Source organism: Pseudomonas sp. PONIH3, assembly GCF_002934345.1.
GTDB classification, from domain to species: domain Bacteria; phylum Pseudomonadota; class Gammaproteobacteria; order Pseudomonadales; family Pseudomonadaceae; genus Aquipseudomonas; species Aquipseudomonas soli.
In genome coordinates, this window is record NZ_CP026386.1 from 2,872,674 (window position 1) to 2,898,305 (window position 25,632).

At 53.5% G+C, this 25,632-nt stretch carries 22 protein-coding genes and 2 pseudogenes; 12 read left to right on the forward strand and 12 right to left on the reverse strand.

The window, feature by feature from the left end:
* Nucleotides 1–130: 130 nt before the first annotated feature.
* A pseudogene (locus C3F42_RS13300) lies at nucleotides 131–337 on the forward strand (cupin domain-containing protein); the annotation flags it as partial.
* Between the two features lie 136 nt (nucleotides 338–473).
* Here the strand turns inward: C3F42_RS13300 and gmtX are convergent.
* Entirely contained in the window at nucleotides 474–1,106 is a 633-nt protein-coding gene (gene gmtX, locus C3F42_RS13305) for a gamma-mobile-trio protein GmtX (RefSeq protein ID WP_059183340.1), read from the reverse strand.
* On the reverse strand, nucleotides 1,096–4,740 hold the full coding sequence (locus C3F42_RS13310) for a VPA1269 family protein (protein WP_158508110.1): 3,645 nt from the start codon (nucleotides 4,738–4,740) through the stop codon (nucleotides 1,096–1,098). Before C3F42_RS13310 ends, gmtX begins: the two co-directional genes overlap by 11 nt.
* A 282-nt stretch (nucleotides 4,741–5,022) precedes the next feature.
* On the opposite strand from C3F42_RS13310, the gene C3F42_RS13315 reads away from it, so the two are divergent.
* Nucleotides 5,023–5,367, forward strand: coding sequence for a cupin domain-containing protein (locus tag C3F42_RS13315; protein WP_004577665.1), 345 nt, complete (start codon nucleotides 5,023–5,025; stop codon nucleotides 5,365–5,367).
* 272 nt (nucleotides 5,368–5,639) lie between these two features.
* Here C3F42_RS13315 and C3F42_RS29890 read toward each other — a convergent pair.
* The 3 genes and pseudogenes from C3F42_RS29890 to C3F42_RS13325 form a co-directional block, all read right to left on the reverse strand.
* Nucleotides 5,640–5,903, reverse strand: a pseudogene (locus C3F42_RS29890) (hypothetical protein).
* 225 nt (nucleotides 5,904–6,128) lie between these two features.
* A complete protein-coding gene (locus C3F42_RS29895) occupies nucleotides 6,129–6,257 on the reverse strand; it encodes a hypothetical protein (RefSeq protein WP_003253468.1) in 129 nt (42 codons plus the stop codon).
* 122 nt (nucleotides 6,258–6,379) lie between these two features.
* Nucleotides 6,380–8,077, reverse strand: a complete 1,698-nt coding sequence (locus tag C3F42_RS13325; RefSeq protein ID WP_104444537.1) for a phosphoethanolamine transferase — start codon at nucleotides 8,075–8,077, stop codon at nucleotides 6,380–6,382.
* Nucleotides 8,078–8,567: 490 nt separating this feature from the next.
* Between C3F42_RS13325 and C3F42_RS13330 the strand changes: the two genes are divergently transcribed.
* The 3 genes from C3F42_RS13330 to C3F42_RS13340 all read left to right on the forward strand — a co-directional run bounded on the left by C3F42_RS13330 (nucleotide 8,568) and on the right by C3F42_RS13340 (nucleotide 10,375).
* Nucleotides 8,568–8,906 carry a zinc ribbon domain-containing protein gene (locus C3F42_RS13330; protein WP_080635014.1) on the forward strand — a complete coding sequence of 113 codons (339 nt, stop codon included), beginning with the start codon at nucleotides 8,568–8,570 and terminating at the stop codon, nucleotides 8,904–8,906.
* Nucleotides 8,907–8,960: 54 nt separating this feature from the next.
* Nucleotides 8,961–9,866, forward strand: coding sequence for a cation diffusion facilitator family transporter (locus C3F42_RS13335; RefSeq protein ID WP_004577663.1), 906 nt, complete (start codon nucleotides 8,961–8,963; stop codon nucleotides 9,864–9,866).
* A gap of 158 nt (nucleotides 9,867–10,024) precedes the next feature.
* Nucleotides 10,025–10,375, forward strand: coding sequence for a DUF3147 family protein (locus C3F42_RS13340; protein WP_104444538.1), 351 nt, complete (start codon nucleotides 10,025–10,027; stop codon nucleotides 10,373–10,375).
* 32 nt (nucleotides 10,376–10,407) lie between these two features.
* Here the strand turns inward: C3F42_RS13340 and C3F42_RS13345 are convergent, their stop codons facing one another.
* The gene (locus C3F42_RS13345) at nucleotides 10,408–10,734 is read right to left on the reverse strand and encodes a DUF2790 domain-containing protein (RefSeq protein WP_004577661.1); all 327 of its coding nucleotides are present in this window, start codon (nucleotides 10,732–10,734) and stop codon (nucleotides 10,408–10,410) included.
* A 680-nt stretch (nucleotides 10,735–11,414) separates the two neighbouring features.
* Between C3F42_RS13345 and C3F42_RS13350 the strand changes: the two genes are divergently transcribed.
* Both C3F42_RS13350 and C3F42_RS13355 read left to right on the forward strand, forming a co-directional pair.
* Nucleotides 11,415–12,089, forward strand: coding sequence for a heavy metal response regulator transcription factor (locus C3F42_RS13350; protein ID WP_059183343.1), 675 nt, complete (start codon nucleotides 11,415–11,417; stop codon nucleotides 12,087–12,089).
* Nucleotides 12,086–13,504 carry a heavy metal sensor histidine kinase gene (locus C3F42_RS13355; RefSeq protein WP_059183344.1) on the forward strand — a complete coding sequence of 473 codons (1,419 nt, stop codon included), beginning with the start codon at nucleotides 12,086–12,088 and terminating at the stop codon, nucleotides 13,502–13,504. Before C3F42_RS13350 ends, C3F42_RS13355 begins: the two co-directional genes overlap by 4 nt.
* 58 nt (nucleotides 13,505–13,562) lie before the next feature.
* Here C3F42_RS13355 and C3F42_RS13360 read toward each other — a convergent pair whose 3' ends face one another.
* Nucleotides 13,563–14,150 carry a hypothetical protein gene (locus C3F42_RS13360; RefSeq protein ID WP_004576065.1) on the reverse strand — a complete coding sequence of 196 codons (588 nt, stop codon included), beginning with the start codon at nucleotides 14,148–14,150 and terminating at the stop codon, nucleotides 13,563–13,565.
* 266 nt (nucleotides 14,151–14,416) lie between these two features.
* On the opposite strand from C3F42_RS13360, the gene C3F42_RS13365 reads away from it, so the two are divergent.
* Nucleotides 14,417–14,638: a hypothetical protein gene (locus C3F42_RS13365; protein WP_003253450.1), complete on the forward strand. Its 222-nt coding sequence runs from the start codon at nucleotides 14,417–14,419 to the stop codon at nucleotides 14,636–14,638.
* Between the two features lie 82 nt (nucleotides 14,639–14,720).
* Here the strand turns inward: C3F42_RS13365 and C3F42_RS13370 are convergent, their stop codons facing one another.
* Genes C3F42_RS13370 through C3F42_RS13380 form a run of 3 tightly spaced genes read right to left on the reverse strand, consistent with a single transcriptional unit; the run spans nucleotide 14,721 to nucleotide 17,537 of the window.
* Entirely contained in the window at nucleotides 14,721–16,175 is a 1,455-nt protein-coding gene (locus C3F42_RS13370; RefSeq protein WP_104444539.1) for a glycosyltransferase family 39 protein, read from the reverse strand.
* Nucleotides 16,169–17,152 (reverse strand): glycosyltransferase family 2 protein, encoded by a 984-nt coding sequence (locus C3F42_RS13375; RefSeq protein WP_033726583.1) that lies wholly within the window; start codon nucleotides 17,150–17,152, stop codon nucleotides 16,169–16,171. The genes C3F42_RS13370 and C3F42_RS13375 overlap by 7 nt, the downstream gene beginning before the upstream one ends.
* Nucleotides 17,118–17,537, reverse strand: a complete 420-nt coding sequence (locus tag C3F42_RS13380) for a GtrA family protein (protein WP_104444540.1) — start codon at nucleotides 17,535–17,537, stop codon at nucleotides 17,118–17,120. The genes C3F42_RS13375 and C3F42_RS13380 overlap by 35 nt, the downstream gene beginning before the upstream one ends.
* Before the next feature lie 257 nt (nucleotides 17,538–17,794).
* Between C3F42_RS13380 and C3F42_RS13385 the strand changes: the two genes are divergently transcribed.
* Nucleotides 17,795–18,763: a LysR family transcriptional regulator gene (locus C3F42_RS13385; protein ID WP_059184118.1), complete on the forward strand. Its 969-nt coding sequence runs from the start codon at nucleotides 17,795–17,797 to the stop codon at nucleotides 18,761–18,763.
* Nucleotides 18,764–19,057: 294 nt separating this feature from the next.
* Here the strand turns inward: C3F42_RS13385 and C3F42_RS13390 are convergent, their stop codons facing one another.
* Nucleotides 19,058–20,086 carry an IS30 family transposase gene (locus C3F42_RS13390; protein WP_100774681.1) on the reverse strand — a complete coding sequence of 343 codons (1,029 nt, stop codon included), beginning with the start codon at nucleotides 20,084–20,086 and terminating at the stop codon, nucleotides 19,058–19,060.
* Between C3F42_RS13390 and C3F42_RS13395 the strand changes: the two genes are divergently transcribed.
* From C3F42_RS13395 to C3F42_RS13405, 3 genes are all read left to right on the forward strand, one after another.
* Nucleotides 20,027–21,397 carry an OprO/OprP family phosphate-selective porin gene (locus C3F42_RS13395; protein WP_256586299.1) on the forward strand — a complete coding sequence of 457 codons (1,371 nt, stop codon included), beginning with the start codon at nucleotides 20,027–20,029 and terminating at the stop codon, nucleotides 21,395–21,397. The two genes, C3F42_RS13390 and C3F42_RS13395, sit on opposite strands and share 60 nt — an antisense overlap.
* Before the next feature lie 297 nt (nucleotides 21,398–21,694).
* The gene (locus C3F42_RS13400) at nucleotides 21,695–22,720 is read left to right on the forward strand and encodes a hypothetical protein (RefSeq protein WP_059183345.1); all 1,026 of its coding nucleotides are present in this window, start codon (nucleotides 21,695–21,697) and stop codon (nucleotides 22,718–22,720) included.
* Between the two features lie 129 nt (nucleotides 22,721–22,849).
* On the forward strand, nucleotides 22,850–23,074 hold the full coding sequence (locus C3F42_RS13405) for a hypothetical protein (protein WP_059183346.1): 225 nt from the start codon (nucleotides 22,850–22,852) through the stop codon (nucleotides 23,072–23,074).
* A gap of 444 nt (nucleotides 23,075–23,518) precedes the next feature.
* Here C3F42_RS13405 and C3F42_RS13410 read toward each other — a convergent pair whose 3' ends face one another.
* Nucleotides 23,519–25,606, reverse strand: coding sequence for a heavy metal translocating P-type ATPase (locus C3F42_RS13410; RefSeq protein WP_059183347.1), 2,088 nt, complete (start codon nucleotides 25,604–25,606; stop codon nucleotides 23,519–23,521).
* Nucleotides 25,607–25,632: the final 26 nt, after the last annotated feature.

Genomic DNA, 25,632 nt, shown 5'->3' on the forward strand with positions numbered 1-25,632 from the left:
AGCCTGGCCGATCGGCAGGCTTGGGTTGAGATAGCGCGCTCTGACAGCTGGACGTCGAGCCCAGGCAACTGCCCGTACTTCGATGGCCCTATGGTGACGCGTCATCTCACCTGTTACCTGGAGCCATGCCATGTCCGACTTCATCACCGTCCTGCGCGAAACCTGTCCGACCCCGGTGGTCGACGCGACCAAATGGAAGCGCATCGGCGGCGACCCGCACACCGTCAACCTGAACGCCTACCTGTCCGCCGACGGCAGCAAGATCATGGGCACCTGGATCTGCACGCCGGGCAAGTTCGAGGTCAACTACGAGAAGTGGGAGTACTGCCATTTCCTCGCTTAGTGAAACCAAAAATATCCCAAAACCAACAAAAATACGTTATCGACTTGTTTTTCTTGATTTTTTTTTGGGAATAATTTTAGGATACCCCAGCATCCAGTTCCTAAATCGAAGCCACCGATAAGGCCCTTTGCTAACCTCCCCTCTCCAAGGTCAACACTTTCTCAATCGCATCTCTGAATCCCGGTTTTTGAATGATACGGCCCTTGGAGTCCGAGACCTCGCCACGAGGCCCGATTGTCTGTCCCATCTGACGCAGATTATCCTCATCGATTGCAAACCTCAGCGCCGATAATTCAACCTCCCTCAGCCGAAAGTATGTTTCAGGTGTTTTCCCTTCAACCGCACCTAAAAAAATGGGCGTCATGCCACTAGAAAGCTGTCGACGCATCTTTGATTTTAACGCCTTCAACTCCTTTACCAGCAAAGAAACATTTAACTTCAGCACCGGATCTTCGATACTCGAGACCCAAGATAATGCATCAGAGAATTGATGCGTTGGAGCTGGCATCGATGCTTGTTTCCAAGCATGGATTAGCAATCTGTAATGTTCCCCTGTAGGATTCACAATCGACTTTTCACTGGGTACTGCCAAGCCGCGAGCTTGTCCCATAGCCAGCAGAGCTCTGTATGAGAAGTCCTTTACCTCAAGGCTCGCAGCAATCTTACAAGCTTCGTTGATCGCCTCCAGACTTCGACGGCGTCGAGAGTCACTTGCTTCGGATGTCAACCTTTCAAATACCACTTCTGGAAGCTCACTCATCATTCTCGTCTCCATGCGCACCAGAGGTAAGCGATACGTAATTCGAAAAAATCGCCTTGATTTCGGATGTTATGGGAGTCAAACCGGCTTGATATTCATCAACATCCAATATCATTAACTTCCCTGAGATCAAATTATCGATTCTTTCCCAGGAATGCAGACGACTCATCAGCAACGAATTTAACTGATTGCATGCAGCAAGCTTTTGCGCATTTGTAAGCTTATACATTGCTGGCCGCAACCCGTTATTAGCTGCCATCCTGTCGATCATTTCTGAAATCAATGGCAAGGCACGAGATGGGTTCGCAGATCTGTAAATAGTTGCATTTTGACAGATTTCAGACAGCAGATGGTAGGTCGACTCTGAGGCCCTGAAGCTCATCTCCTTCAGGTCTTCCGAAACAACTAACTTAAGCTCTGCCTCACTATTTTCTGACTCAGTGTGATCGATTGCTTTTACGCAACCCATTACGTAGCGATTGACAGCCCCATAGTCACGTAACAACACTTCGAGTTTTGCTGCACTTTGTTGCTGTTGAGCGACTGAACGTTTACGGTCCAGCTCCCGATCAAATGGTAGATCTTTGATGCTCGCATCGTACCAGGCGCTTTCCAACTCATCCAGTTCAGCTGTATAAGCTTGATATCTACCGCTTTCATCATGAATTTCAAGAGCTATCTCATTCGCCAATGAAACCAATCCTCCTAAGAATGCTATCCCTGAAACAAAGAAACGACAACGAGGACAATTTTTCTGCCCTAGATACCCAGCTTCAACCGCGGCATATACATTCTCAATGAGATCACCACCTATATTGCAGGCGGCAGCCGACATCGGGCATATTCCCCAATCAAAAATTACGTTTGCAGATTTTGTCGATGACTTCTCGAAAAAAATCCTATTTCCGTCAGTTGCAATCAAATTCCTAGCTTGCGATTGCAAGCCATTGGCAAGCACGTCTCGCACCAAATTATCACAGGCGGTATATTCAGCACGCTTCTCGGCCTCTTGCATAGGCCTCCGCATTTGGTGTTCCTTAAGACTCACATAGTGAATGGTCATGACGAGCGCTGCATGCCCAACCAGCTTCGACACTATATGTATCGGCGCATCCCCGTCCGCTATATAGGCGGTGATGAGACTTACCCTCAAGCAGTGAGGAGTGTAGTCACTAAGATAACGAGGTCCGTACTGACTGTTTTTCCTGGCTAGATCTTCCCCACCCCGTTGAATGAGATAAAGTAGCTTAGGCAATGTGGTCTGGAAGGCCGTTGCCGTAGTAATAGGCTGACCCGTTTTATCTTGTCGAAAAAGAAAGCATTGGCTACCCCGAGATTTCAAAATCTCACTATTGATCTCTGCGTGTGTTTTTATCGAAGTCCATGGTGTGGGGTAATCAAGCGGTGAGTATTTTTCCTGCCAGTCCCTCAACACCAACAACCAATACGCCAAATCCTCTGGAATCCATTCGACTTCGTATCCTTGATCACGAGCACCAGTTTTATTAGTTGTGCAATAGAACTTTGGATATCCATTTATTCCTTTTTGAACTGCCGCCTGAGGTGTACTGCTCCTGGTGCCACGCAAAGCAAGATGCCCAGTATTCTTCCTCCACTCAATTGTACCAGTTTCCATGTCAACAACTCCGACCTCTCGGTCAGCCTCTCCGCTATCCAGCCACAGAATCTGTTGCCCCCGTAATGGAAACCTTAGCAAGGTATAAAGCGCTACAAACCGAACCGGAGACCATACCTGATACACAACTACTCTGCGCCGTTTCCCAGCAACAACCCGCTCAATTCGCTCAAGCTTTCGCCATACCGTATGAGGATCATCGACATCAATTTTCGATAATGGGACATCAAGCCAGTCTCCGCGGCTATCGAAGAACTCTTGGAGATGCTCTAACTGGCTTAGGGACACGCGTCGTGATAGAGACATCTCATAATCAGGAACGAGGTAGTTTCTAGCTCTCAAAATATACTCGTAACCAAGCGAGGGTTTATTCGTCTGACCTAGTTTAGAATAGCCTAACCCTTTGGCGAATCCGGCGAGGATGCTAGAAAACGGATTTCTGAAGTCGTTTAGCACGACGCTCTCATCCCCATCGACATCTGTACATTCTTCGTCGAGAACCCACTGAAAAAATGTCGAAATTGACGTGTGTACCTGCTGCTTCAGGGACTCTGCCTGAGACTCAATCAATGATATATACAGCGCAGCATTAAACTTATTAGCCCTTAATAATAAAAATTTTGGATCATCAGGTAAATTTAATTCGTGAAAGTATCCGTTTATCAGCACCCTCAACGCCATGCGACGTATTGCATAATTTGTTTGAAACCTCAAATGTTTCTCATATACATCACACAAGCATGGGTAGCTATCTGAATAATCAGGAGCTATTTCCAGCGAAAGAAAGTCTTGTATACTGATCCAGCCTTTGTGCTTGAAGGCTCGATAGGGAGCACTCGGCAGCCTAGGATCCTGCTTATATCCGTCTCTATACTCGGCATATGACTTAAAACCAAATTTTTCGGCAGCTTTTTTTGCTTCTTCATATGTTTTGTAATTCCTGTCGCGCTCAACCCCAAGGAAATTTGGCCATCCTGACCATGGAAGAAAGTGACTCTTAGGGTCGCACGGCAGACGAGGATCCAGTTTATATTTAGCTCTATAGTCAGACGCACTTATAATCCCCAACCGCTGAGCAGCGGCGCTAGCCTCGGCCAAATCACTATAAAAAAGCGGTTTAAAGAAACGAAACAAAAACTTCCAACTGACCCAGCCTTTAGAAGCGTACTCCGACCAAGGCGCACAGGGTAATTTTTCGTCTTCCTTACGCCTAACCAAATACTCATCTTTACTCGTAATGCCCAATTTATGCACCGCCTGCTCCATCTCTGAATAGGTGGGATAAAATTTAGATTTCTGCCTATCAAAAAAATCATACCAATTAGTCCAGCCGCGGCCAGAATAAGCCTTTTCAGGGCTAGATGGGAGCCTGGGATCTTCGTAGTATCTTTTCCGATAATCCGGAACACTCACAATCCCCAGCTTTTTTGTCGCTTGCTTAGCCTCTTCATAGCTCGCGTATATAGCAACCAGCTCATCTGAAAGGAACGGCCCCCACCCTTTCCAACCTGTTTTCGCGTAGACTTCATTTGGATTACTCCTCAGTTTTTTATCGGCTAAGTAACGGTTTTTATATTCTTTCGCGGTGTGTACACCTAGCCTTCTCGCTGCGCTTTTTGCTTCTTCATAGGTTGGATAAGCTTTCTCATAATCCTCTTGGAAGAAATGCCTCCAAGATTTGCATTCATCGTAAAACCGTACGGGATCGGAAGGCAGACGTGAGTCTTCCTTATAACGAGCCACGTATTCTAGCTGAGTTGAAATACCTAGAAACCTTGCTGCAATCTGTGCTTGCGACAACGATTCGTATAAGTCTGGCTTTGCCTTGCTCAGAAACACATACCAACAATCCCATCCTTTTCCCGCAAAGAAAATTGGGGGATTTGATGGTAATCCCGCATGCTCTTTGTATCGACTCCTATATTGACCGGCAGTGCATATATTAAGCGCGGCAATTATCTGGCGAGCTTCATCATAGCTACAATAAGATTCTTCTGGCATTTTTATTCTCATGCAATTTAGTTTATTGCAGCGACGCATGTATAGCGTAGTTCAATACATCACCACCTTCCACCGCCACCCTCAGATCGTTTTTGAATGGCCGGATAGAAACATCGACCATTTGAGCTGATAATCAGATATAAAAAACACTAACGCTCACCTTCATATGGAGTTAGCCTAGACAGAAATTCGCAAACGGGCATATTAGTGTCGGGTACAGACATCTCTCTTCTGACATACTTTGTGATGCTACAAAACATCATCACCACACGAACACATTCTATGAAAGACCTAATCGTTGTACTGCGCGACACCTCCCCTTTACCAGTTCTTGACGCATGCACCTGGGAACGGCTGTCGGGCGAGCCTCACACTGTCAATCTGAACTCGTACACCTCGGAAGATGGGTCGAAGATTATGGGTACATGGATATGCACGCCCGGTAAATGGCGCGTGGCCTATACCAAATGGGAGTACTGCGACTTCCAAGAAGGTTATTGCGTGATTACCCCCGATGGTAAGCAGCCAATTCACCTCAAAGCAGGCGACAAATTTATTATAGAGCCTGGCTTTTCCGGAACTTGGGAAGTAGTAGAGACCGTACGCAAATATTTCGTATTCTCTTAAATGTCAAATGGCAGCGCCGCGCCATCGCGTCGGCGCATGACCATGATCGCGGATTTGAAGGAGGTACAGACATCACGCCTTCGAATTCTGCCAAGCGGGACATAGATGCGGAAGACTTTGTGCGGTGCAACCTCACGACTGGCTCAGTGTTGAGTGAAGATGGCCCGGGAGGAACTGGGCGATCTGCTGGAGCTGACTCAAGCCTGAGGAGGCCTGCTGTAAACCACTTTTTTCACTGTAAACCACAGTGGCTTACAGTGAAAAAAAGTGGTTTACAACGTAGCTACGACACGCGCTCTGGCGACTCCCCAGGCCAACGCGCTCGTCATTGATTCGTTCGGCCGGGTGTCGAACGCTTCCTCATAAAGCGCGGTTCCCGACGGCGCGTACACACCGATAAACAGCTGCGTTGCGGCTTTCCGCGAAAGCTTTACCTGCACGTCGAGATAAAATCCGTCATTCAGGATCTCTTCGTGGGTCCGGTGATGAAGCGTAGGATCTGCCCAGCTTCAATAAACATCTCCGTGCAAACGCATGCAGCCCCCTGCAATCGATGGATAGCGATGGATTCCAAGCTAGCCAAAGCGAGGCGGTAATCAAGCCGATCTAAGCTTTTTGTGAGTCGCGCCCGACAAGTGACCACCTTGTAGTGACTTAAAACAACCCCAACCGATCACGCAAAGCAGAAGACTCACGACTACAGTCAGGAAGGTTTGCACGCAGCCTAAACAAAAAAGCAGCTCCCGAGAGCTGCTTTTCTCTTACTCCCCCTTTTTGTGCTTGTGAGGTTTCAGGTCCGGATGGTCCTTCTGCTTCTCAGGGGTGACTCGCTGCCTTTTGTCCGGAGTGCCATCTTCATTGGTGCGCTTAGGGCCTGGCTTGATGCTCATGCAAAACTTCCTTTTCCGCTTGGGTTGTTGGATGCAGCTATGTAATTAGTCCAGCTTCTCTCAGCTGTCAAAGCAGGCTTGTGCAGAGCCGCCTGGCCGATGATCCGGGCCATATCGAACATTTAAAGGCCTGAATAAGAGCCTCCGGCCAAGGGCTTGCAAGGGGCTGTGAAATCCAGCGCTGAGCGATACGAGGACGTCTGGACGTTCATCATGCCGAGCACGGTGTGGAACAGGTTGTCGTGGCTCAGCGGTGACGTGGTTTGAGCTTTCAAACAACCCACGTTGACCTTTTCGCTCTTCGCGAGCGAGTCAGACATCCAAAGTACCAACGGCACCTTTGTTTGCTCGTCAGGAGCCATCGCGTAAGGCAGCCCGTGCAGATAGAGCCCACCCTCCCCCAGCGATTCGCCGTGGTCCGAAACGTACATTAGCGCAGTGTCGAACTTGGTGTTGGCCGCCAGGATATCGATGAGATTTGCAGTCACATAATCGGTGTAGTGGATTGAGTTGTCGTAGGCATTGACCACCTCCTCCTGCTTACATTTGTCGAGCTCGTTGGTCTCGCACACCGGTGCGAATTTCTTGAATTGCGAGGGGTAGCGCTTGTAGTAGGCCGGGCCGTGACTGCCTTTGTAGTGGAGCACCAGGACAGCATCGCCTTCCTGGCGCTTGATGAAGTCTTGCATCTCCGTGAGCAGCACCCCGTCCTTACACTCCTCGCTGGTGCACAGTTGGGAATCCGCGTGAGAGGCAGCCTTGTGGTTGGGAATCCTGTCGCAGACCCCTTTGCACCCCGAGTTGTTGTCAGTCCACATGACACTGATGCCAGCGCGTTGAAGCACGTCGAGCAGCCCTTCTCGGCTCTTGGCCAAGCCATCTTTGTACTGGGCCTTACCCACGTCCAGGAACATGCATGGCAGCGAGACCGCGGTGGCGGTACCGCAGGAGCTCACGTTCGTGAAGCTAATGACATTTCGCTTTTCTAGTTCCGGATTCGTTTCACGGGAGTAGCCGTTGAGGGAGAAGTTGGCGGAGCGAGCGGTCTCTCCTACTGCCAGTACCAGCAGCCTGGGTTTACGAGCCGCACCCTGTCGATTAACTACCGCATCAGTACCAATGGCCGTCAGCGTTTTAGGTGAGGCCAGCTGACGCTTCAGGTACCCATGGCCAGCCGCAAACAAGTTGGTAGGTACCAGAATCAGCCGGATCTCCCGATTGTTGCGCAGCAAGGAGGCATACGACTGGTACTGACTCAACGCGATGCCAGATAAGGTCAACAGAGCGAGCGACAGAGCAATGAACCTGCTGACCAAAGCTTTGGCCCAAGGCTTACGCCGGAGGGGAACCCGGGCAATCAGGTAGACGGGCAACACCCCAACCATTGCGACCCAAAGACCGAGCTTCCAATTCAGCAGCTCGGTTGCCTCAGCGACGTCGGTCTCCACAACGTTGGTGAACATTGTGTAATCGACCACGATGCCGTAGGCATTCATGAAGTAACTCGCGAAAGACGCGCTGATCAGTACCAGACACAGCAAGGGTTTGGCCAGCCGCCCCCATGACAGCAAGCTCAGAACGGTAAACACCCATGCGAATACTATGACTGGGAGGCTAGCAGCTAGCAGCCAGTTCACTTCATCGGTTTTGAATACCAGCGTCCAGAGCACGTTCCAGAGCTCAGCGTTCGCGAATAGCAGCAACCAAAAAGTCACCAGGCCGATTAGCAAATTAGTACTGATGCCTTTCTGCCGCGCATTGCGAATAGCAAAGATCCATTTGCTTAACAGGGTGTGAACAATGGATTTGGAAGGTGTCATTATCAAACTCTGGAAGCTGCTTATCCATGGCGGTAGCTATGGAGTTAGCGGGAGCTACAAGGCAAGCCGTCGACAGATGCTGAGCGATTGCGCAATGTGCGGAGCGCCAGAGGCCTTGGGCCCCTACGCGTTGGGGACGCTTAGTATGTGTGAGGCATAGGGATAAAAAGAGAAATGAATCTCGCTGAGCGCATTATTTCCGGGACCTGATAACGACACGATGACCTCGGGATTACAATGCTGACAGAAATCCAATAACTGCTGCTTTGATTGTCAATGATCACGCTATGATCAAAATTAGGGGAATACCACCCACCAAAAACAATGCGCCGCTCAGCTAGATAAATTTAATTTCACGAACAAAACGGTTTCGTTTTGTCGTAGGCTAATTTTGAACTTTCAATTCAACTTACAAGTCTTTCTCGCGAGCAGAACATTATTTTCAACTTTTGCTCGTTAATATGTCACCCATCAATGAGGGGCGAATACCATGAGCTTTTTCAAAAACATCCTGGGCGGGCACCATGGTCGTGAAAACCACGGTGGAGGCAAGCACCACAGCGGGGGACATGGGGCCGAGCAATATGATCGCCATGGCCGGCAGCAGGGCTGCGACGGCGGCAATCAGGTGTATGACGGCGGGCGCCCTGCCACTCCAGCCCCCATCAAAGATCTGCAGGGCTGCAGGCAGTGCCGGACGGCCAACGATCCGTCAGCACGCTTTTGTCTAAACTGCGGAACACCGCTATCGAGTGGTTGCACCGCCTGCGGCTCGCTGCTGAGTGCAGGAGCAAGATTTTGCAGTCAGTGTGGCCAAGCGACGCTCTAAGGCTAGCTAGACAGGAAGGCCAACGAGACCACAACCCTGCGCAAGGAGAAATACGTGGGTTCAAATCACGACCATGGCAGCGCTGCAGTACGCGAGGGGCATCAGAAGAAGCTAATCATGGCGCTCGCCTTGACTGGCAGCTTCATGATTGCAGAAGTGATCGGCGCGTGGATTACCGGCAGCCTGGCGCTGCTGTCGGACGCATCTCACATGTTCACAGATACTGCCGCCTTGGCGATCTCACTGATTGCACTTCAGATAGCCAAGCGGCCGGCAGATCAGAAAAGAACCTTCGGCTATGCGCGCCTGGAAATTCTGGCTTCGACGTTCAACGCCGTGCTGCTCTTCCTGGTGGCGATGTACATCTTGTATGAGGCCTACCAGCGCTTCTTCATGCCGGCGGAGATCGCTACCGGAGCGATGATGTGGATCGCAATCGCCGGCCTGATCATCAACCTAATTTCGATGCGCCTTCTGGCATCTGCGAGCAACGAGAGCCTCAACGTCAAAGGAGCCTACCTCGAAGTTTGGAGCGACATGCTCGGCTCGCTAGGCGTAATCATCGCGGCACTCATCATCCGCTTCACCGGCTGGACTTGGGTCGACACGATTGTCGCTGTGGCAATCGGCCTCTGGGTTCTGCCGCGGACGTGGCAGTTGCTTCGCGAAAGCCTGGGAATCCTCATGGAGGGTGTGCCGAGGGGGCTCGACGTGACGGCAATCGAGGCTACCATCCTCGGCGTAGATGGCGTTACGGACGTTCATGACTTGCACGTCTGGGCCGTCAGCAGTGGCAGCAACGTGATGACGTCGCACGTAGTGATACGGGATTCTGCAGATGGGGATGCTGTGCTGGCGGCCGTCGTGGATGCTGTCAGCGATGCATTCGAAATCCATCACTGCACCATCCAGATCGAGCGGGCAGCTTTCCACGAAAGCGTTCCGTCGCCCTCACACTGATCGATCGGTAAAAACCAAACAAACACATCACCCTCCTGGCTGAGGGTGATGTCGTAGAAGACATGCGGTGAAGGATGGCGTAAACGGCAGGAGCACTTCGAGAGGGGTTGGTGAATGGCTTCGCCTGCCCCCGACCATAACCTCCAGAAGGTTCAGCGATGGCTTGGATCATCACGAAGTATCTACTCACTGCCGGATTAGTGATTCTCGTATCGGAGCTGGCAAAGCGCAGTGACAAGCTGGGCGGGCTGGTCGCCGCCCTGCTGCTGGTCTCGGTCTTGACGCTGGTCTGGCTTTACCTGGAGAACCAGAGCATGGAGAAGATCTCCAATCATGCTTGGTACACCTTCTGGTACGTGCTGCCGACCCTGCCGATGTTCATCGCTTTTCCAGTGCTGCTGCCCAAACTGGGATTCTGGCCAACGCTTATCAGCAGTATCGTCATCACCATGGTGAGCTTTGGGGGCTTTGCCCTGCTGCTCCGTCGATTTGGCATTGAGCTGTTATAAGTCACGAGCCAGGACTGCAATTCAGGGGCCGTTCAACGACTATTGATGCACTCACCTTTGACCAGGTAGCGAACCATATGTAGTTCGCCCTTTGAGTCTTCGTAGGTCATCATGCTTCTCACGTTACCGCAGTACCGCACGCTGGGCGATACATACACCAACTTACTAACGTCAAGGTCCATGCCATAGGCGTAGTCTTCAAGCTGAGGCATGGGCTTTTTTACGCGCTGAGCATAATCCGCAGTAGCCTCTCTAGCAGATCGCTCAATGCGTTGATTGATCTCCATACCGCTTTGGGCATTGGCTGTTAGTGATGTAAAGAGCATAAACACGGCGATCGCTGATACAGTAGTGTTCATAAGAAGTCCCTTAATAAAAAAGCGCCCGTAGGGGGGCGCTAAAATTCACCTACCAAAGGAGCGTATGGTTTACAGGTGAATGCACTGGCGTGAACAACTGCCCGTCGCTCTTGCCAAGCTGCTTTGAAATGAGACAATTTCCAAAGCAGCAATGCCTCTTACGCTGCCGTTAAACTAGCAAAGGAGGCTAACACCAAGATGATCGCGCAATTACAATTTGGACATGTAATAGATTGTAAGATAATTATTCGAGAGAATACTGAGCCCTCGCGTGAACTAATTCACAGAAAGGCGCAGGGGTTTGGGGCCGTCCATGGGGACTGCCTGCATGGCACTCGATCCAAGGCCAGTACCAGTCCCGCCAGCTAGCGGCAGAAATGCTGCCTGTCCTGGCCGATTCCACCCGTCAGGCGAAGCTGTCGTACACCGTTGCAGGCCCCAGAATCCGCTAAGCTCAAGGGTGGAGCCTGCATGACTGTCAGAAATCTTGCGGCTACATTACAAATTTGTAGGATTTCGCCGCGACCAGCTTCTTCGCGTTAAGATTCAAGCGTCCTCAGGTGACCCGGCGTATGGACAGAGGTAGCGACTACCACATGCCATACCCCCAGCCAAACTTTCGAACAGCCTGCAACCATGGCGGATTAGGCCAACTCCTTCCTCACACCTTGAGATAAGTTATGCGCGTTCTAGTTGTGGAAGACGAAATTAAAACTGCCGAATATCTTCAGCAGGGCCTATCCGAAAGCGGGTATGTCGTAGATATCGTGCACAACGGTGTAGATGCCCTGCACTTGTTCAACACTAATGTCTATTCGTTGGTCCTGCTGGACGTGAACCTCCCAGGTATCGACGGCTGGGATCTGCTGGAAACCATCCGCAAGAGCAGCCGGGTCCGCATCATCATGCTGACCGCCCGCGGACGCATCAATGACAAGCTCAAGGGCTTGGACGGCGGCGCGGATGACTACCTTGTTAAGCCATTCGAATTCCCTGAGCTGCTTGCACGCATCCGTTCGCTGCAACGCCGTGGTGATGAGTTAGTAGAGAAGAGCTCGCTGAAAATTGCCGACCTAGAACTCGACTCCGTCCGCCATCGCGTTTTCCGCGGTGGCACACGAATCGATCTCACCACCAAGGAATTTGCGCTTTTGCACCTGCTCATGAGCCGAACGGGCGAAGCGCTGACTCGCTCTCAGATCATCTCGTTGGTCTGGGATATGAATTTCGACTGCGACACCAATGTCATCGATGTAGCCATCCGGCGCTTGCGCTCGAAGATCGATGACCCGTTTGAAACCAAGCTCATTCACACGCTTCGTGGCGTTGGGTACGTTTTTGAGGAACGCGCATGAGGCCATTCAGCCTGGCTGCAAAGCTGGGACTAAAAGTTGGATTGATGAGCGCAGCGCTGCTGCTGATGTTCGCTACCTTCGGTTACATGATGGTTGGGCAAGCACTGGATAGAAATGCTCGCATCGATCTCGGCGTCAAAATGGAGGCAATGGCGCACAGCCTTTCCGAAATCACTGATATTGCCGATGTCAGTTCAGATTCGCACAAGCTGGTGGATTTGGTCACAGGCCAGAACAACCTCTACGTAAGCATCTACAGGTCCGCAGAGAGTGAAGATCCTTTACTCACCATCGGTTCCAAACAGATCAATCGAGAGGTTCATAGGTTCCAGGCTGCGGCGCAGACCACGGAATATGAGTGGAGCGACTATAACGGACGCCCCCTGCTCAGTGCTTCTCAGGCCATGACTCTGGGCGATGGTACGGAGGTCGGCGTCTACATGACTGCTGATCAGTCATCCAATGAAGCCCTACTCGATGCGTTGTTAACCTGGGGCCTAATGATGTCCCCTGTCATCCTCGCGTTGATCCTGGCCATTGGTTGGTGGACCGTGCGCAGAGGCCTGCTGCCACTGACCAAGTTCCTCAAGATCGCGTCGAAGATCTCAACCGAGAGCCTCGACCATCGCCTTCCAACTGATGGGATGCCTGCAGAACTCAAGAAGCTCGCCGACGGTATCAACATCATGCTGGCTCGCCTGGATGATGGGGTTCAGCAGCTCTCGCAGTTTTCTGACGACCTTGCTCACGAACTTCGGGCACCGCTCTCCAACCTAATGGGCAAGGCCCAGGTTGCCTTGACCAGAGAACGATCGCTTTCCGAGTACCGGGAGGTTCTAGAGTCGTGCACAGAAGAGCTGGACCGCATGAGCCGCATGGTTTCCGACATGCTGTTCTTGGCCCAGGTCAGTCATCCAGCATCCATGGTGGAGTTCGAACCCGTTTCCTTGGTGGACGAGGTTCAGCGAGTGTGCGATCTCTTCAGCATTTCGGCAGAAGAAGGCGAGATCCAGCTGCAGATCTCTGGCAGTGATGACGTGGTGCGCGGGAACCGCCTGATGGTTCAACGTGCCGTCTCGAATCTGGTCTCGAACGCGATCCGTTACTGCCCTCGCGGCCGCACGGTCTACGTGAAGGTGCAGCATAGTGCGAGCGGTACGACGTTGAGTGTCGGCAACCCCGGCCGCGGTATTGCCAAGGAACACCATGCGCACTTGTTTGAGCGGTTCTACCGTGTGGACAAGAGCCGAGCACGGAGCGAAGGCGGTACCGGTCTTGGCTTGGCCATTGTGCAGTCGATCATGAGCCTGCACCAAGGGTCGGCGAGCGTGGAGGTGACCGAAGAAAACTTCACGTGGTTCCACCTTCACTTTCCCGCAGCCCAGCAAATGCAGCCGGCAATGACCGCCGCTTAAATTGCGCAGACACGATTAGGCCCGTCAATCGACGGGCCTTTTTGTTTGCCTCAATGCATCAGTGCCGGAGGACCACAGGGTCCATGGGCGACCGCAGAATCACCGACTTGATGATCTTCTGCTCGTCAGGATTGGCATTCTTCCACAGGTGGGAGAAGTACTGAGCATTCACTTTCTCTTGAGCACTTACGCTGCCGGCGGCATCGATCAGGCGCATTGTCGAGTAGACACAGATCAGCGCCAGAATGAAGAACGCCGTGGCAACCACCATCACATAACGCTTGGCCAGCACCGGTGCACGCTTGAGCTCCTGGATAGAGGCGTCCGCGGCCTTTGTCGCTGCTGTAAGCTCCGAAATCAGTGGCTGGATGGCGGTTTCGACTCCGCGGCATGCAGCTGAATATGCTGATGCAGCGGCGCGCAAGGCAACTTCTTCCGCATTCGACCAAGCCTTCTCCGCCTTTCGCACCTCCTCCTGAATCTGCCGGCCGACAGCGTCCACCTGTTCCACCAGTTCGTTCGACCTCTCCAGAACAGCGCTGGAGGTGCGCGTCTGCGAGGTCAGCTCGTCGAGTTGGACAGTGAGTTTTTCAGTGCAGCGGCGAAAGTCACCGATAGCAACTGCCCAGGGCTCTATGTCATTCATGGCTATCTCCTAGGGCGGCCAACAACGCCGCGCTGAATTAACGCGCTAGATATCAAAATTGTAATTTAAGACAAAATTCGAAGTCGCCCTCGACAGTGCCGAGATAGACATGATCCTTCCAGATTTGACGATTTAACGCATCCTATCTGCAGCCAAAATTACGGAATTGTAATTATTGACTCACCTTGTCGTTAGCTTCGCGTTCCTAAACTACAAACCAACAAAGGCCGCTAATCAGGTAGGCCTAGTATGAACCGAGGTTCACAATGAAATTTGTCAAGTCTATCGCTATTGGCAGCCTGCTGCTGGGTCTCATGGGTACCGCTTACGCTGAAGGCGGCTTCGAGCGAGCGAAACAGTTCAACGAGAACTTCCGAACCGAACAGGCTCGCCTATGGAGCGATGACTCTTCGGACCAGAACAAACAACAAGTCGCTCAAGAGCAAAAGAAAGAAAGCAAGGATGGTAAGGAACAAGCCGACAATTAATCGGCGGTTAAATAGGACTTCAAATGACGAAAGTAATCGACAAAAAAGCCAGGGTAAAACCTGGCTTTTTTGTGCTTGGAATTTAGCCTTCGTTCTTGCGAGGCGTTTCCGCATTGCTTTCTCCGGCCAGACCCTCGGCACCTTGTGCGGTACGCTTCCAATGGCACAGCAGGAGCTGGCTGGCGTTCGCTTCGGTAATCGATGTGCAAGCTAGATCAGCGGGCAGACCATCCTTGCTGTCTCGCAAGCGCCTGGACAGATAGAACGAGCCATCCTGCGGCCACTTGGCAGGATCCTTGATGTTCTCGGACTTCCCGCTGCTGTAAAACTCCGACGAGTATGAGCGGCGGCCAGGATAGATCAGGGGAGCGGAATGAGCAGACTGCACATTGAGCCAGGCTTGAACCACATCTCGCTGATTCTGAGGTCGCTCCTCTAGTACCCCGGCGTAGATGATGCCCGCACCGATGATTGGCAACACCAATGCGCTCGCAGCGGCAGCCCAGGTGGTCTTCGGGCCAACTTCGCTGACCCGTGCAGACAGCAGCAAGGCCCACGCTGGCAGCGCGGGTAGCAGGTAGGTCCACAGAATGTTGCCTGCAAATGTGAAGAAGACCGGTGTCGCCAAGGCCCACAGCCAGAGGTAGGCTTCGAAGCGCTGCATCGATCCACGCTTGCGGATCAACAGTGGTAGGAACAAGGCCCATGGCAGTAGCGACAATCCGAGCTGGATCCAGATGCTGCCGTACGGCTTGGCATGAGCACTACCATAGAGGTCCCCTGCCCAGTTACTGACGACGTAGCGGCTCCAGTGCTCACCAACGAAGAAGTACTCCATGAAGCCGGGCGTTTTCATTTCGGCCGCGACATACCACGGCACGGATATACCGAACATGAGCACAAGGCCGCTAATCCAGGGAAGCCTCAGTACCCGTCCCCATTCCTTGTAGATAACGAACCAGGCGAATGCCGGCGCCCCCATAAGCACAAGGGTCAGCGGCCCTTTGGCAAGCAAGCCCAGCCCGAGACCTGCGAACATCAGGTAGGCATCCGCCTTGCTGGCGCACTTCATCCAATGCCAGAAACCGTAGCTGGCCAGCAGAATCGAGAACGACAAAACAGGGTCAGTCAGCACAACACCGCTGGAGACCAGGCCAAGTGTGGTGCTGGAAAAAATAATGGCAGCCCAGATGCCGGCGTTACGAGAAATCTGCTGCGTACCGAGTTTGATGATGATGAAACAGCTTGCCAGGTGTAGTAGCCACGCTGGGAAACGCGCAGCGAACTCGTTAACGCCGAAGACCGTCATGCTCGCGGCCTGAGTCCAGAAGGACAACGGAGGCTTGCCCCAGAATGGTACCCCGTAGTCGAACATGGGCGTGATCCAGTCATTCAACTCGACCATCTTGCGAGCCATTTCAGCGTAGCGGGCCTCAGATGTGTCCATCAGCGGGTAGATGCCCAGCCCCACCAAGCGCAATAGCAAAATCGAACCCAGGATCAACCACAGCGTCCTCTCGTTCTTCAGATTCAGCATTTCTTACCCTCGATCGAAGCCATCGAAGGGTGGAGTGACACGGGATCTACCTTGTTGCTGTGCTTCAGGAAATAGAGAGGCCGGCGCTTCACTTCCGCGAGTGTCACGCCCAGGTACTCTCCCACCATGGCGACACCGACGCACATGAATGAAGCCATTCCGACGATCAGGTGATGGATGTCGAAACTGCCTGCCACAAGCGACGCGAGCATGTAGCAGATGCTGGAGACGAATAGTCCGAAACTGATGAGGCTGAAAATGCGCAGCGGTTTGCGAGAGAAGCTGACGATGCTCTCGATGGCCAGATTGAACAGGCCAGATGCATTCCACTTGGTGCTCCCGGCATGGCGAACAGTGCGATTGTAGGGCAGTTCGATAGTACGAAAGCCTACCCAGCCGATCATGCCTTTGAGAATCCTGGAGCGTTCGTCCAGCGCCCGCAGTGCTGCCAGCGGCGCAGGCCCAATCAATCGGAAATCGCTGACATCGGCCGGCATGTCCACCTTCTCCACCAGGCGCTGCATGACCCAGTAGTAAGCCCGGGCACTCATGCGCTTGAACCACGAATCACCGATTCTCAAGTTGCGCTGCATGTTCACTACGTCGTAGCCGCGTTGCCAGTAGTCCACCATGGCCGCGATGAGCTCTGGTGGATCCTGCAGGTCGACATCAATGAAAATCAGCGCACTGCCACGGGCATGATCTATCCCGGCACTCAGTGCAGCCTCTTTACCGAAGTTGCGACTCAGGGACAGGCAACGTACAGATGACCCATCCTGATAGTGGCGAAGAATGTCGGCTGTCCGGTCACTACTGCCGTCGTCGACATAGAGGATTTCGCAGGAGACGGGTAAGCGCTTAACCACGCGGGTGATTCGCTGGTGGAACTCGGGGATGGTTTCCTCTTCCTGGAAGCAAGGGACCACGATGGTTAACAAGGGATCAGGGCGCTCGGGAAAGCGATGTAATGTCTGCATGATTGAATGTCCAAAAACGATGTGCAATGAATCCAAGTGCAGTGAGGCTTAAGGTCACTAGGACTTGGGAGATAAGCGGTGACAGATTCGACTTGATGAGGAACCACATACCCACGCCATTGCCGAAGTTTGTGGCTAACGCGACCAGTGCAAACCTGACAGGCTGAAACTTACGAGAGCCATCTGGCACAAAACAGAGCGCCCTATTTCCAATAAAGCTTGCGATTGCGCCAACCATGCCGCCACAGATACTGGCCAGCAACGGAGTAGCAAATTCTGTCGTAACCAGCACTAGGAACACCACGTAATGGATTCCCGTTGCTATGAAGCCGATCCCCAGATAACGAATTAGTAAGGTAATAAGAGGTGGGTTTTGATTTTCCATGGCCAAAGCCTATGGAGGCAAAGGTGAAAAAACAGTGAACTAAATGTAAATGCTTAATTAGCTGAATCTATATATGATAAGTAATGAGTTGGCGCACTAGACTAGCACGCTACAATATCAGAGGGATTGCCTGAGGATTACGCTTTTGAAATAAAGGCCTGCCAATAACGCACGCATGACCTGTGCATTACAATGTTGTCAAGATAAGGAAATGTCAGACGACATTGAGCTAGATTCCCCGAATGAAGGGGGATCGAATGGTTACACAAAATGAAACATATACAAGCAGCGTTGTTTCTTACAGTCCTGACATATTGGATGATCTGCCAATTGATGATCAGCTGGCCGTAGAGTTTTTCGCAACAGCACGTTGTGCCAGTTTCAAACAGGCTGCCCGAGGGCTCAATGTGCCAGTGGTAGGCCTTCGCAAACGCTTGGAGAAACTGGAAGAGCACATTGGTGCTCCCGTGTTTGTCTACAAGCACAACAAGCTTGCTCTGACCCGGACAGGCGAGAGGGTCAGCCAGTACCTGTGCCAACTCTTCGGCCCTGAAGGCCTGGGCAAGTCTGGTGAAAAGGAGGACTCCAGGCTTACCATCGCGATCACAGAGCCAGTGCTGAGCGACATCGTGAACCGCGATCTAGTCGCCTACGTACGCGATCATGCCGAAATGCGGCTGGAAATCCATTCAGAGTGCACAACGCAGATGCTTTCTGAGTGTGAAGTCGATGTGGGTATCGCTTTCGTGAGCCCAGATGATGAGGGCGCTTTTGATCGCCATCCTACGTATAGGTTTGAACGGCTCGGCCGGATTGGGCACGCGCTGTTCATTTCCAGCCGCTACTCAAGGAGCGTCACCCTTCCTGTGGAGAGCTTGGATTTGCACAACTTCATGCTCGTTGTCCCTTGGGATGAAGAGATCTTGGCGGGCTCACGAAAGTGGGCATCGATAATGTCTGAGCATCAGGGCGGTACCACTCGGGTCAAGAGCTACAACCTATCACGAGGCCTTGTCGTTGGTGGTGCGTGTATTGGAGTGCTGCCCGACTACAGCCGAAAACTGGAGAGAAATATCCTACCCGTGCCGGGTTTCCTGGACGACCTGGAGGAGAAAGATGTCTATCTTGTTATCAAATCGAAATTGATACGTAATCCCCAGGTTTTGGAAATTCGAAGATTGATCAAGAAGAGCTTCTTTGATAAGAAAGACTGGCTTGTTCGGTAACAGTTTTGTTAGGTTTGAAACTCTCCCGTTAACACTTAAGAAACACAACTGTCATATTCGCTTGCAATCTAGTCAGAGTGCTTAGAACAAAGGCATCTTGTTACAGCAGGTGACAACCGTGGCCTGCTCCCATCTGCAAGATCAATTTAGGCCGGCGCAGGGCGAAACACAACGTCGGTACCTAAGCACTTAACATACGAGAGGCAAGCAATGATCCGTTCTTCGAACATGCGGGAAAAGCTGTTGGCTGCCGCAATAATAGGCAGGCGGTTGCAGGAGCTGAGTGCAACACGGTCATTGAATTGAAACTGGAGCATCATGCCGCATAGCCATGGCCTTCTGCATCACCTCGCCCATAACTTCGATTGGGCATTTGAAGTCGAAGCGCTTACGCGGACGCATGTTCAGTTGCAGTGCGATGGCATTCAGTTCTTCCTGGCTGTGTACCGACAGGTCTGTGCCTTTGGGCAGGTACTGGCGGATCAGGCCATTGATGTTTTCGTTGCTACCGCGCTGCCAAGGGCTGTGCGGGTCGCAGAAGTAGATCGCCACGCCGGTTCTTTGGGTGATCTCGGCGTGTCGCGCCATCTCCCGGCCCTGGTCGTAAGTCATGCTCTTTCGCATCTCCAGCGGCATGCCATTGAGCGCGGCGCTGAAGCCTTCCAGCGCCGAAGTCGCCGTCGCGTCGTTCATCTTTACCAGCATCAGGTAGCCACTGGTGCGTTCCACCAGCGTACCGACGGACGAGGCGTTGGCCTTACCCTTGATGAGGTCGCCTTCCCAATGCCCCGGCATCTGCCTGTCTTCAATCTCCGGCGGGCGCACATGAATACTGACCATCTCGGGGATCTGGCCGCGCCGATCCACACCACCAGAGCGCGGTCGGCGTGTCGTCTTGCTTTGCCGCAGGCAGATGATCAGCTCCTTGCGCAGTTCACCGACCGGCAGGGCATAGATCGCGTTATAGATCGTCTCGCGACAGACGTAGGCATCTCTGAGGCTGGGAATGTTCATGCTGCGCAGCTTGCCGGCAATCTGCTCGGGAGACAAACGCTCACGGAGCATATGCGCCACCAACTCGAAGCGCTCACCACCCGGCAACAGCTTTCGCTTCGGTCGACACACCTGGCGGCGAGCCTGCATCTGCTGCTGGGCCGCGTGGGCCGAGTAGCCGCCACAGACATCTCGATTGCGGCGCAGCTCCCGGCTGATGGTCGAAGGGGATCGGTTGATCAAGCAGGCAATCCTACGCAGGCTGAAGCCTTGAGTACGACCGATTTGAATGGTGGCGCGCTCTTCAACGCTGAGTTCGGTATAAGACATAGTGGCAGCACCGTACCGGAAAGGTCAGGTGTTGCACTCAGTTTTTGCCGCCGCCGCACATTTTCCTCGCAAGCATTCTCCGGAACAGTAACCACTGACGGAGCTGACATCGTTCTGAAGACCAAGGGCGGTCTTGAAGTATCGACTTCTGACAAGGAATTCAGTTTCAAACTGGGCGGCCGAGTTCAGGCCGATTACGGCCGGTTCGATGGTGTCTTCACCAAGAATGGCGATACCGCTGACGCAGGGTACTTCCGTCGCGCCTACCTTGAGCTCGGCGGCGTGCTGTACCGCGATTGGAAGTATCAGCTCAACTACGACCTTTCCCGCAACACGGGCAACGACTCCGACGGCTACTTCGACGAAGCCAGCCTGACCTACACCGGCTTCAAGCCGGTCCAACTGCGGTTCGGCCGTTTCTATACCGACTTCGGTCTTGAGAAAGCCACAAGTTCGAAGTGGACCACCGCCATGGAGCGGAACCTCTCGTACGACCTGGCGGACTGGATCAACGACAACGCCGGCATGGGTGTACAAGCCACCAGCACCATCGCTGACATGGCTTATGTCTCCGGTAGCGTGTTCAGTGAAACCAACAACAACTCGGATGGCGACAGCACCAAGCGCTACAACGTACGTGGCGTGTTCGCACCACTGCACAGTGATGGCAACGTCCTGCACGTCGGTGCTCAGTACGCTTACCGCGACCTCAAAAACAGTGCGGTCGATACCCGGATTCGTTCGCGTCTGGGCGTTCGCGGTGTAGATACCAATGGCGGCGGCGATGCCGGCACCAACGGTAACCGCATGCTGTTTGGCGGTGCCGCCGCACAAGATGGCCTGTGGAAGGACGATTCGGTCTGGGGTCTCGAAGGTGCCTGGGCCACCGGCCCGTTCTCGGTGCAAGCGGAATACCTTCGCCGCAAGCTGAAAGCTGACCAGGCCAACAACGACATGAAGGCCTCCGGTTACTACGCCCAGATGGCTTACACCCTGACCGGCGAGCCGCGTATCTACAAGCTCGACGGTGCCAAGTTCGACACTATCAAACCAGAGAACAAGGAACTGGGGGCCTGGGAAGTCTTCTACCGCTTTGACGATATCAAGGTCGAAGACGGCAACCTGGTCACCGCAGCGGACCAATCAAACGAGCGCAAGGCCAAGAGCCACACTGTGGGTGTGAACTGGTACGTCAACGAGGCGGTGAAAGTCAGTGCCAACTACATCAACGTGCGTACCGACAATAACGAGAACACCGTGGGCGACGACAGCGGCAATGCCATCGTGACCCGTCTGCAATACGTCTTCTGATCCCTCTCATCAGTCTGACGTGAGAAAGCCGGAAGCGCTGTATGTGCTTCCGGCTTTCCTGTTTCTGACGTGATCAAGCATGGAGCGCCCTCCTCCTACCTGCTTTTGCTTACCGATGACCTCTCTTGCCAACGCTCGGCGAATCTGGTGTGATTGCCGCGTCGGGCTTTGCATGGTGGCCGTGCAAGCAAATCAAACCTGACTCCTACTCATGATTGAACCTGATTCGACGTCCAGCTTCGCGTCTAACGGCCCTACAAGCGCAGCTACCCCAACGTCGCTCTTTAGGGGATAGTCATGTCTGCCAAAAAGCTGCTTCAACCTCTCGCTGCTCAGCTGCACGCCTCGTTTTCGGCTTCTGGCCGCCTGTATTCTCACCAGGACATCCACCAGCTGTTCCACGCGGCCATCGGCTCCGTTGCACCGCAAGTAGCCTCCCAAGACAAGCTCCCAATCCAGGTCAGTCGTGACAACGACACACGGCAGTACAACCTCTACGCGGCGGTCGAGCGTGCGAAAAAGTGCTTGGGATTGACCGATCTTCAAGCAGTCGGTGTGGCAGAAGAGGTCATCGAGGTGCTACGAACCGCGGGAATCGGCGTGAACCAGGTTCGCCTGCTTCTTGACCCCACCTTCACCTCGAAGACTCGCAAAAAGGCCTTCAAAGCCCTCTGCAAGAATCTGGATCTGAACGAGCTCGGCGATCGGTTCGTCCCCAAGACGGCCACGTTGGCCATCGCTGCTGGTATTGCGCCGCCTCCCAACATGTCGTGGAAGGATCGCTTCGCCTTGGCTGCAAATTCCCCTATGCGCGGGCCAAGCGAGCTCATCAGCATGGTGAACCGAGATGAGTGTTATTTGTGGGTATTCCCACCGACTGACCATCATGCGACGGCTCCAGCGACGCATGACCGTTTCTTTGGTGAAAAGACCCATCCGAGCGCAGAAATGGGCATGGGTTTCAGCATCATCGATTCCGGCTGGACCCGCCCCAAGTACCCGCTCGCCAGGCAGTCACAAGAGACCTTCATCCAGTATTCGCTTTCTGCGCCGATGTGGTCCTGGCGCGCACAAAGTGACACCTGGCGCCTGGGAAACATCCTGCGCTCCAGGATCCTTGACGGAGCTCCTTGGCATAACGAGCCTCTGAGCGATGTGTTGCCAGAGGGTTTGAAGTCTCTGCCGCGGATCTATGGGTGCGAAACCTGCCGAACGCTGTTCATCGAGAAACACAGCGGCTATCCGGATGTACCCACTCAGTGCCAGTGCGGGGATGCGAGCAGCACCGATGACCAAAACGAGCCACCTGCTCTCAATAGCTGATTTTCTTTCGGTGGCGGGGCTTTGCCCTCCCCTGAAGGGATTGGCTATGGGAGCGGGATTCGCTCAGCCCAAACCTGAAGGTGCCGCCACCTAACCGAGCGATATGAGCTGAATGCTCGCGGAGTAGATATGCAGAACAGTAAAAACAAACAAGACACCCTGGCGGCGATCAATGCGCTTGTCGAGATTGCGTATGATCAGGGATTTTCGGACGGACACGGAGTCGGCAATCAAGTCGGTTTTGTAGGCGGTGTGATGAGCCTCAAAGCTGCCTTGGCCTGCGGTTTACGGCATGGCTCACCTGAGTGTGGTAAGGCCCTTGAAAGCCTCAAGCGTATCGGTATCGACGAGTGAGTGAATAGCACCGGTCGTGCGCTATCTGCGCCCGCCCGGTGCTTCTACTCCAGGATCAGCTGGCCCACTAATCAAGGCAGCCTTTCTCGCTATTGCAGAGCCTTCATTCAGAATTTCATTTTGAATCCTGATATGGCTGGGCACAAAGCCCAATGACTCAGAGAAGCGATGCGCGTCAGGGCGAGCGCGGTCGCAGGTGAGCTTTACTATGACGCAGCCAAGTTCGCGAGCTTGTTCAAATGCCCACGAATAGGTTACGACCCAAACCACTTCACGCATATCTTCATGCACCCTCGCCGCTTTAATTTGGGCACGTCACGAGCCTAGGTAGAAAATGTTAGGCGTGTAGGGCAATTGCAGGGTAACCGCTCATCATTTTTGCTATACCACTCCCTTGCGATTGAATTGCGCTCTAAGATCTCAGGCCGTTCAGCAATGGGCCATTCACTTTTTCAAGAGCCGCAGACCATTTAGTACCACCAGCAAACTGACCCCCACGTCCGCAAAAACTGCCATCCACATCGTGGCGAGCCCCATCAGGGTGAAGGTCAAAAACAGTGCTTTGATCCCTAGCGCGAAGTAGATGTTTTGCTTGAGGATGCTGACAGTATCCCGCGACAGTTGCACGAATGCAGGGACCTTGCGCAGGTCGTCATCCATCAGCGCGACATCTGCCGTCTCAATCGCGGTACCGGTACCTGCTGCGCCCATGGCGAAGCCGATCTGGGATTTAGCCAACGCCGGCGAGTCGTTAATACCGTCACCTACCATGCCCACTATATGATTGGCCTTCTGGAGCTTGCCAATCACATCGAGCTTATCTGCTGGAAGCAAGTTTCCGCGCGCCTGGTCGATGCCTAGGCTCCTACCAATGGCCTCAGCGGTATGCTCGTTGTCGCCAGACAGCATCGCAGTCTTGATGCCGAGTTGGTGGAGAGCCTCGATGGCCTTTTGGCTCGAAGGTTTGATAGTGTCGGCCACTCCGAAAATGGCAAGCACACGTTGTGTGTCGAGCAGCGCAACTACCGTTTTACCCTCACGCTCCAGCGCATCCATGGCGCCGGTAAGGATGGGTGTGGTCAAGCTCAGCTCACTGACAAGGCGGTAATTGCCCAGGTAGTAGAGGTGACCGCCAATGACACCCTGGATGCCTCGCCCTGGCAGCGCCTCGAACTGCTCGACATCGGCCAACTGGTCCAGCGAATCCGACGCTGCTTTGGCGATTGCCTGGGAAACCGGGTGGTCGGAGCGGACCGCCAGGCTGGCCGCGATCAGTTCAGGGGAAACGTCAGCGACTTCACCCCACAGACGGTAATCTGTTTGTACGGGTTTGCCATGTGTCAGTGTCCCGGTCTTATCGAAGGCAATGAAACTGAGCTTGGCGCCAAGCTCTAGGTAGATACCGCCTTTGACGAGAATCCCCTTCCGCGTCGCGGCAGTCAGCCCGCTGACGATGGTTACCGGCGTTGAAATGACCAACGCGCAAGGACAAGCGACCACCAACAGAACGAGCGCACGGTAGATCCATTCGGTCCAGACGCCAGCCATGAACAGTGGTGGGACGACCGCAATGGCAACCGCGAAAAAGAACACTGCCGGTGTATAGATTCGGGCAAAACGATCCACGAATCGCTGAGTCGGCGCCCGCGAGTTCTGTGCCTCCTCGACCGCGTGGATAATCCGCGCCAATGTCGTATCGCTGGCCTTGGCCGTCACGCGGTACTCGACCGAGCCAGACTCGTTGACCGTGCCCGCATACACGGGGTCACCCACAGTCTTGTCCACGGGCAAGCTCTCACCGGTGATCGGAGCCTGATTGACCGCCGAACTCCCCGAGATCACCTCACCATCCAGGCCTATGCGCTCGCCTGGGCGCACGCGCACAATAGCCCACAGCTCAACACCTTTGACCTCGACCTCCCGCCAACTGCCATCGTGCTGCTGCACTGTGGCGCGGTCAGGCGTCAGATCAATCAGGCCTTTGATTGCATTGCGTGCGCGATCCAGGGATCTCGCCTCAACCCGCTCGGCCAGCGTGAACAGCACCATGACCATCGCCGCTTCCGGCCATTGGCCAATGAGCGCCGCACCCGTGACAGCAATGCTCATCAGCGCATTGATGTTCAGGTTCAGGTTACGCAGCGAAATCCAACCCTTCTTGTAGGTGGACGGACCTCCCAACGCGATGGCCAACAAGGCCATAAGGGCCACCACCCACTCAGGTGCGGCGGCGGTGAAGTGCAGCACTTCCGAGAACACTGCGGCGATCCCGGCCAATCCAATGGTCCACCAGCGGCTTACGTGGGCATTGGGCGCTACAACCTTGGCTGCCGAGTCGCTGCCCTGCCCAGACGAAGCCGCCGGCACGGCTTGCATGCCCAGTGCATGAATGGCGGCCACGATCTGGCTACTGTCAGCCAGCTCGTGCCAGACACCCATCGTCCTGTTCATCATGTTGAATTCCAGGGCATGAATGCCGGTGACCTTCTTCAGTTTCGCTTCGATCATGGTCTGCTCGGTTGGGCAGCACATTTGGGCGATGCTGAATCTTTCGAACT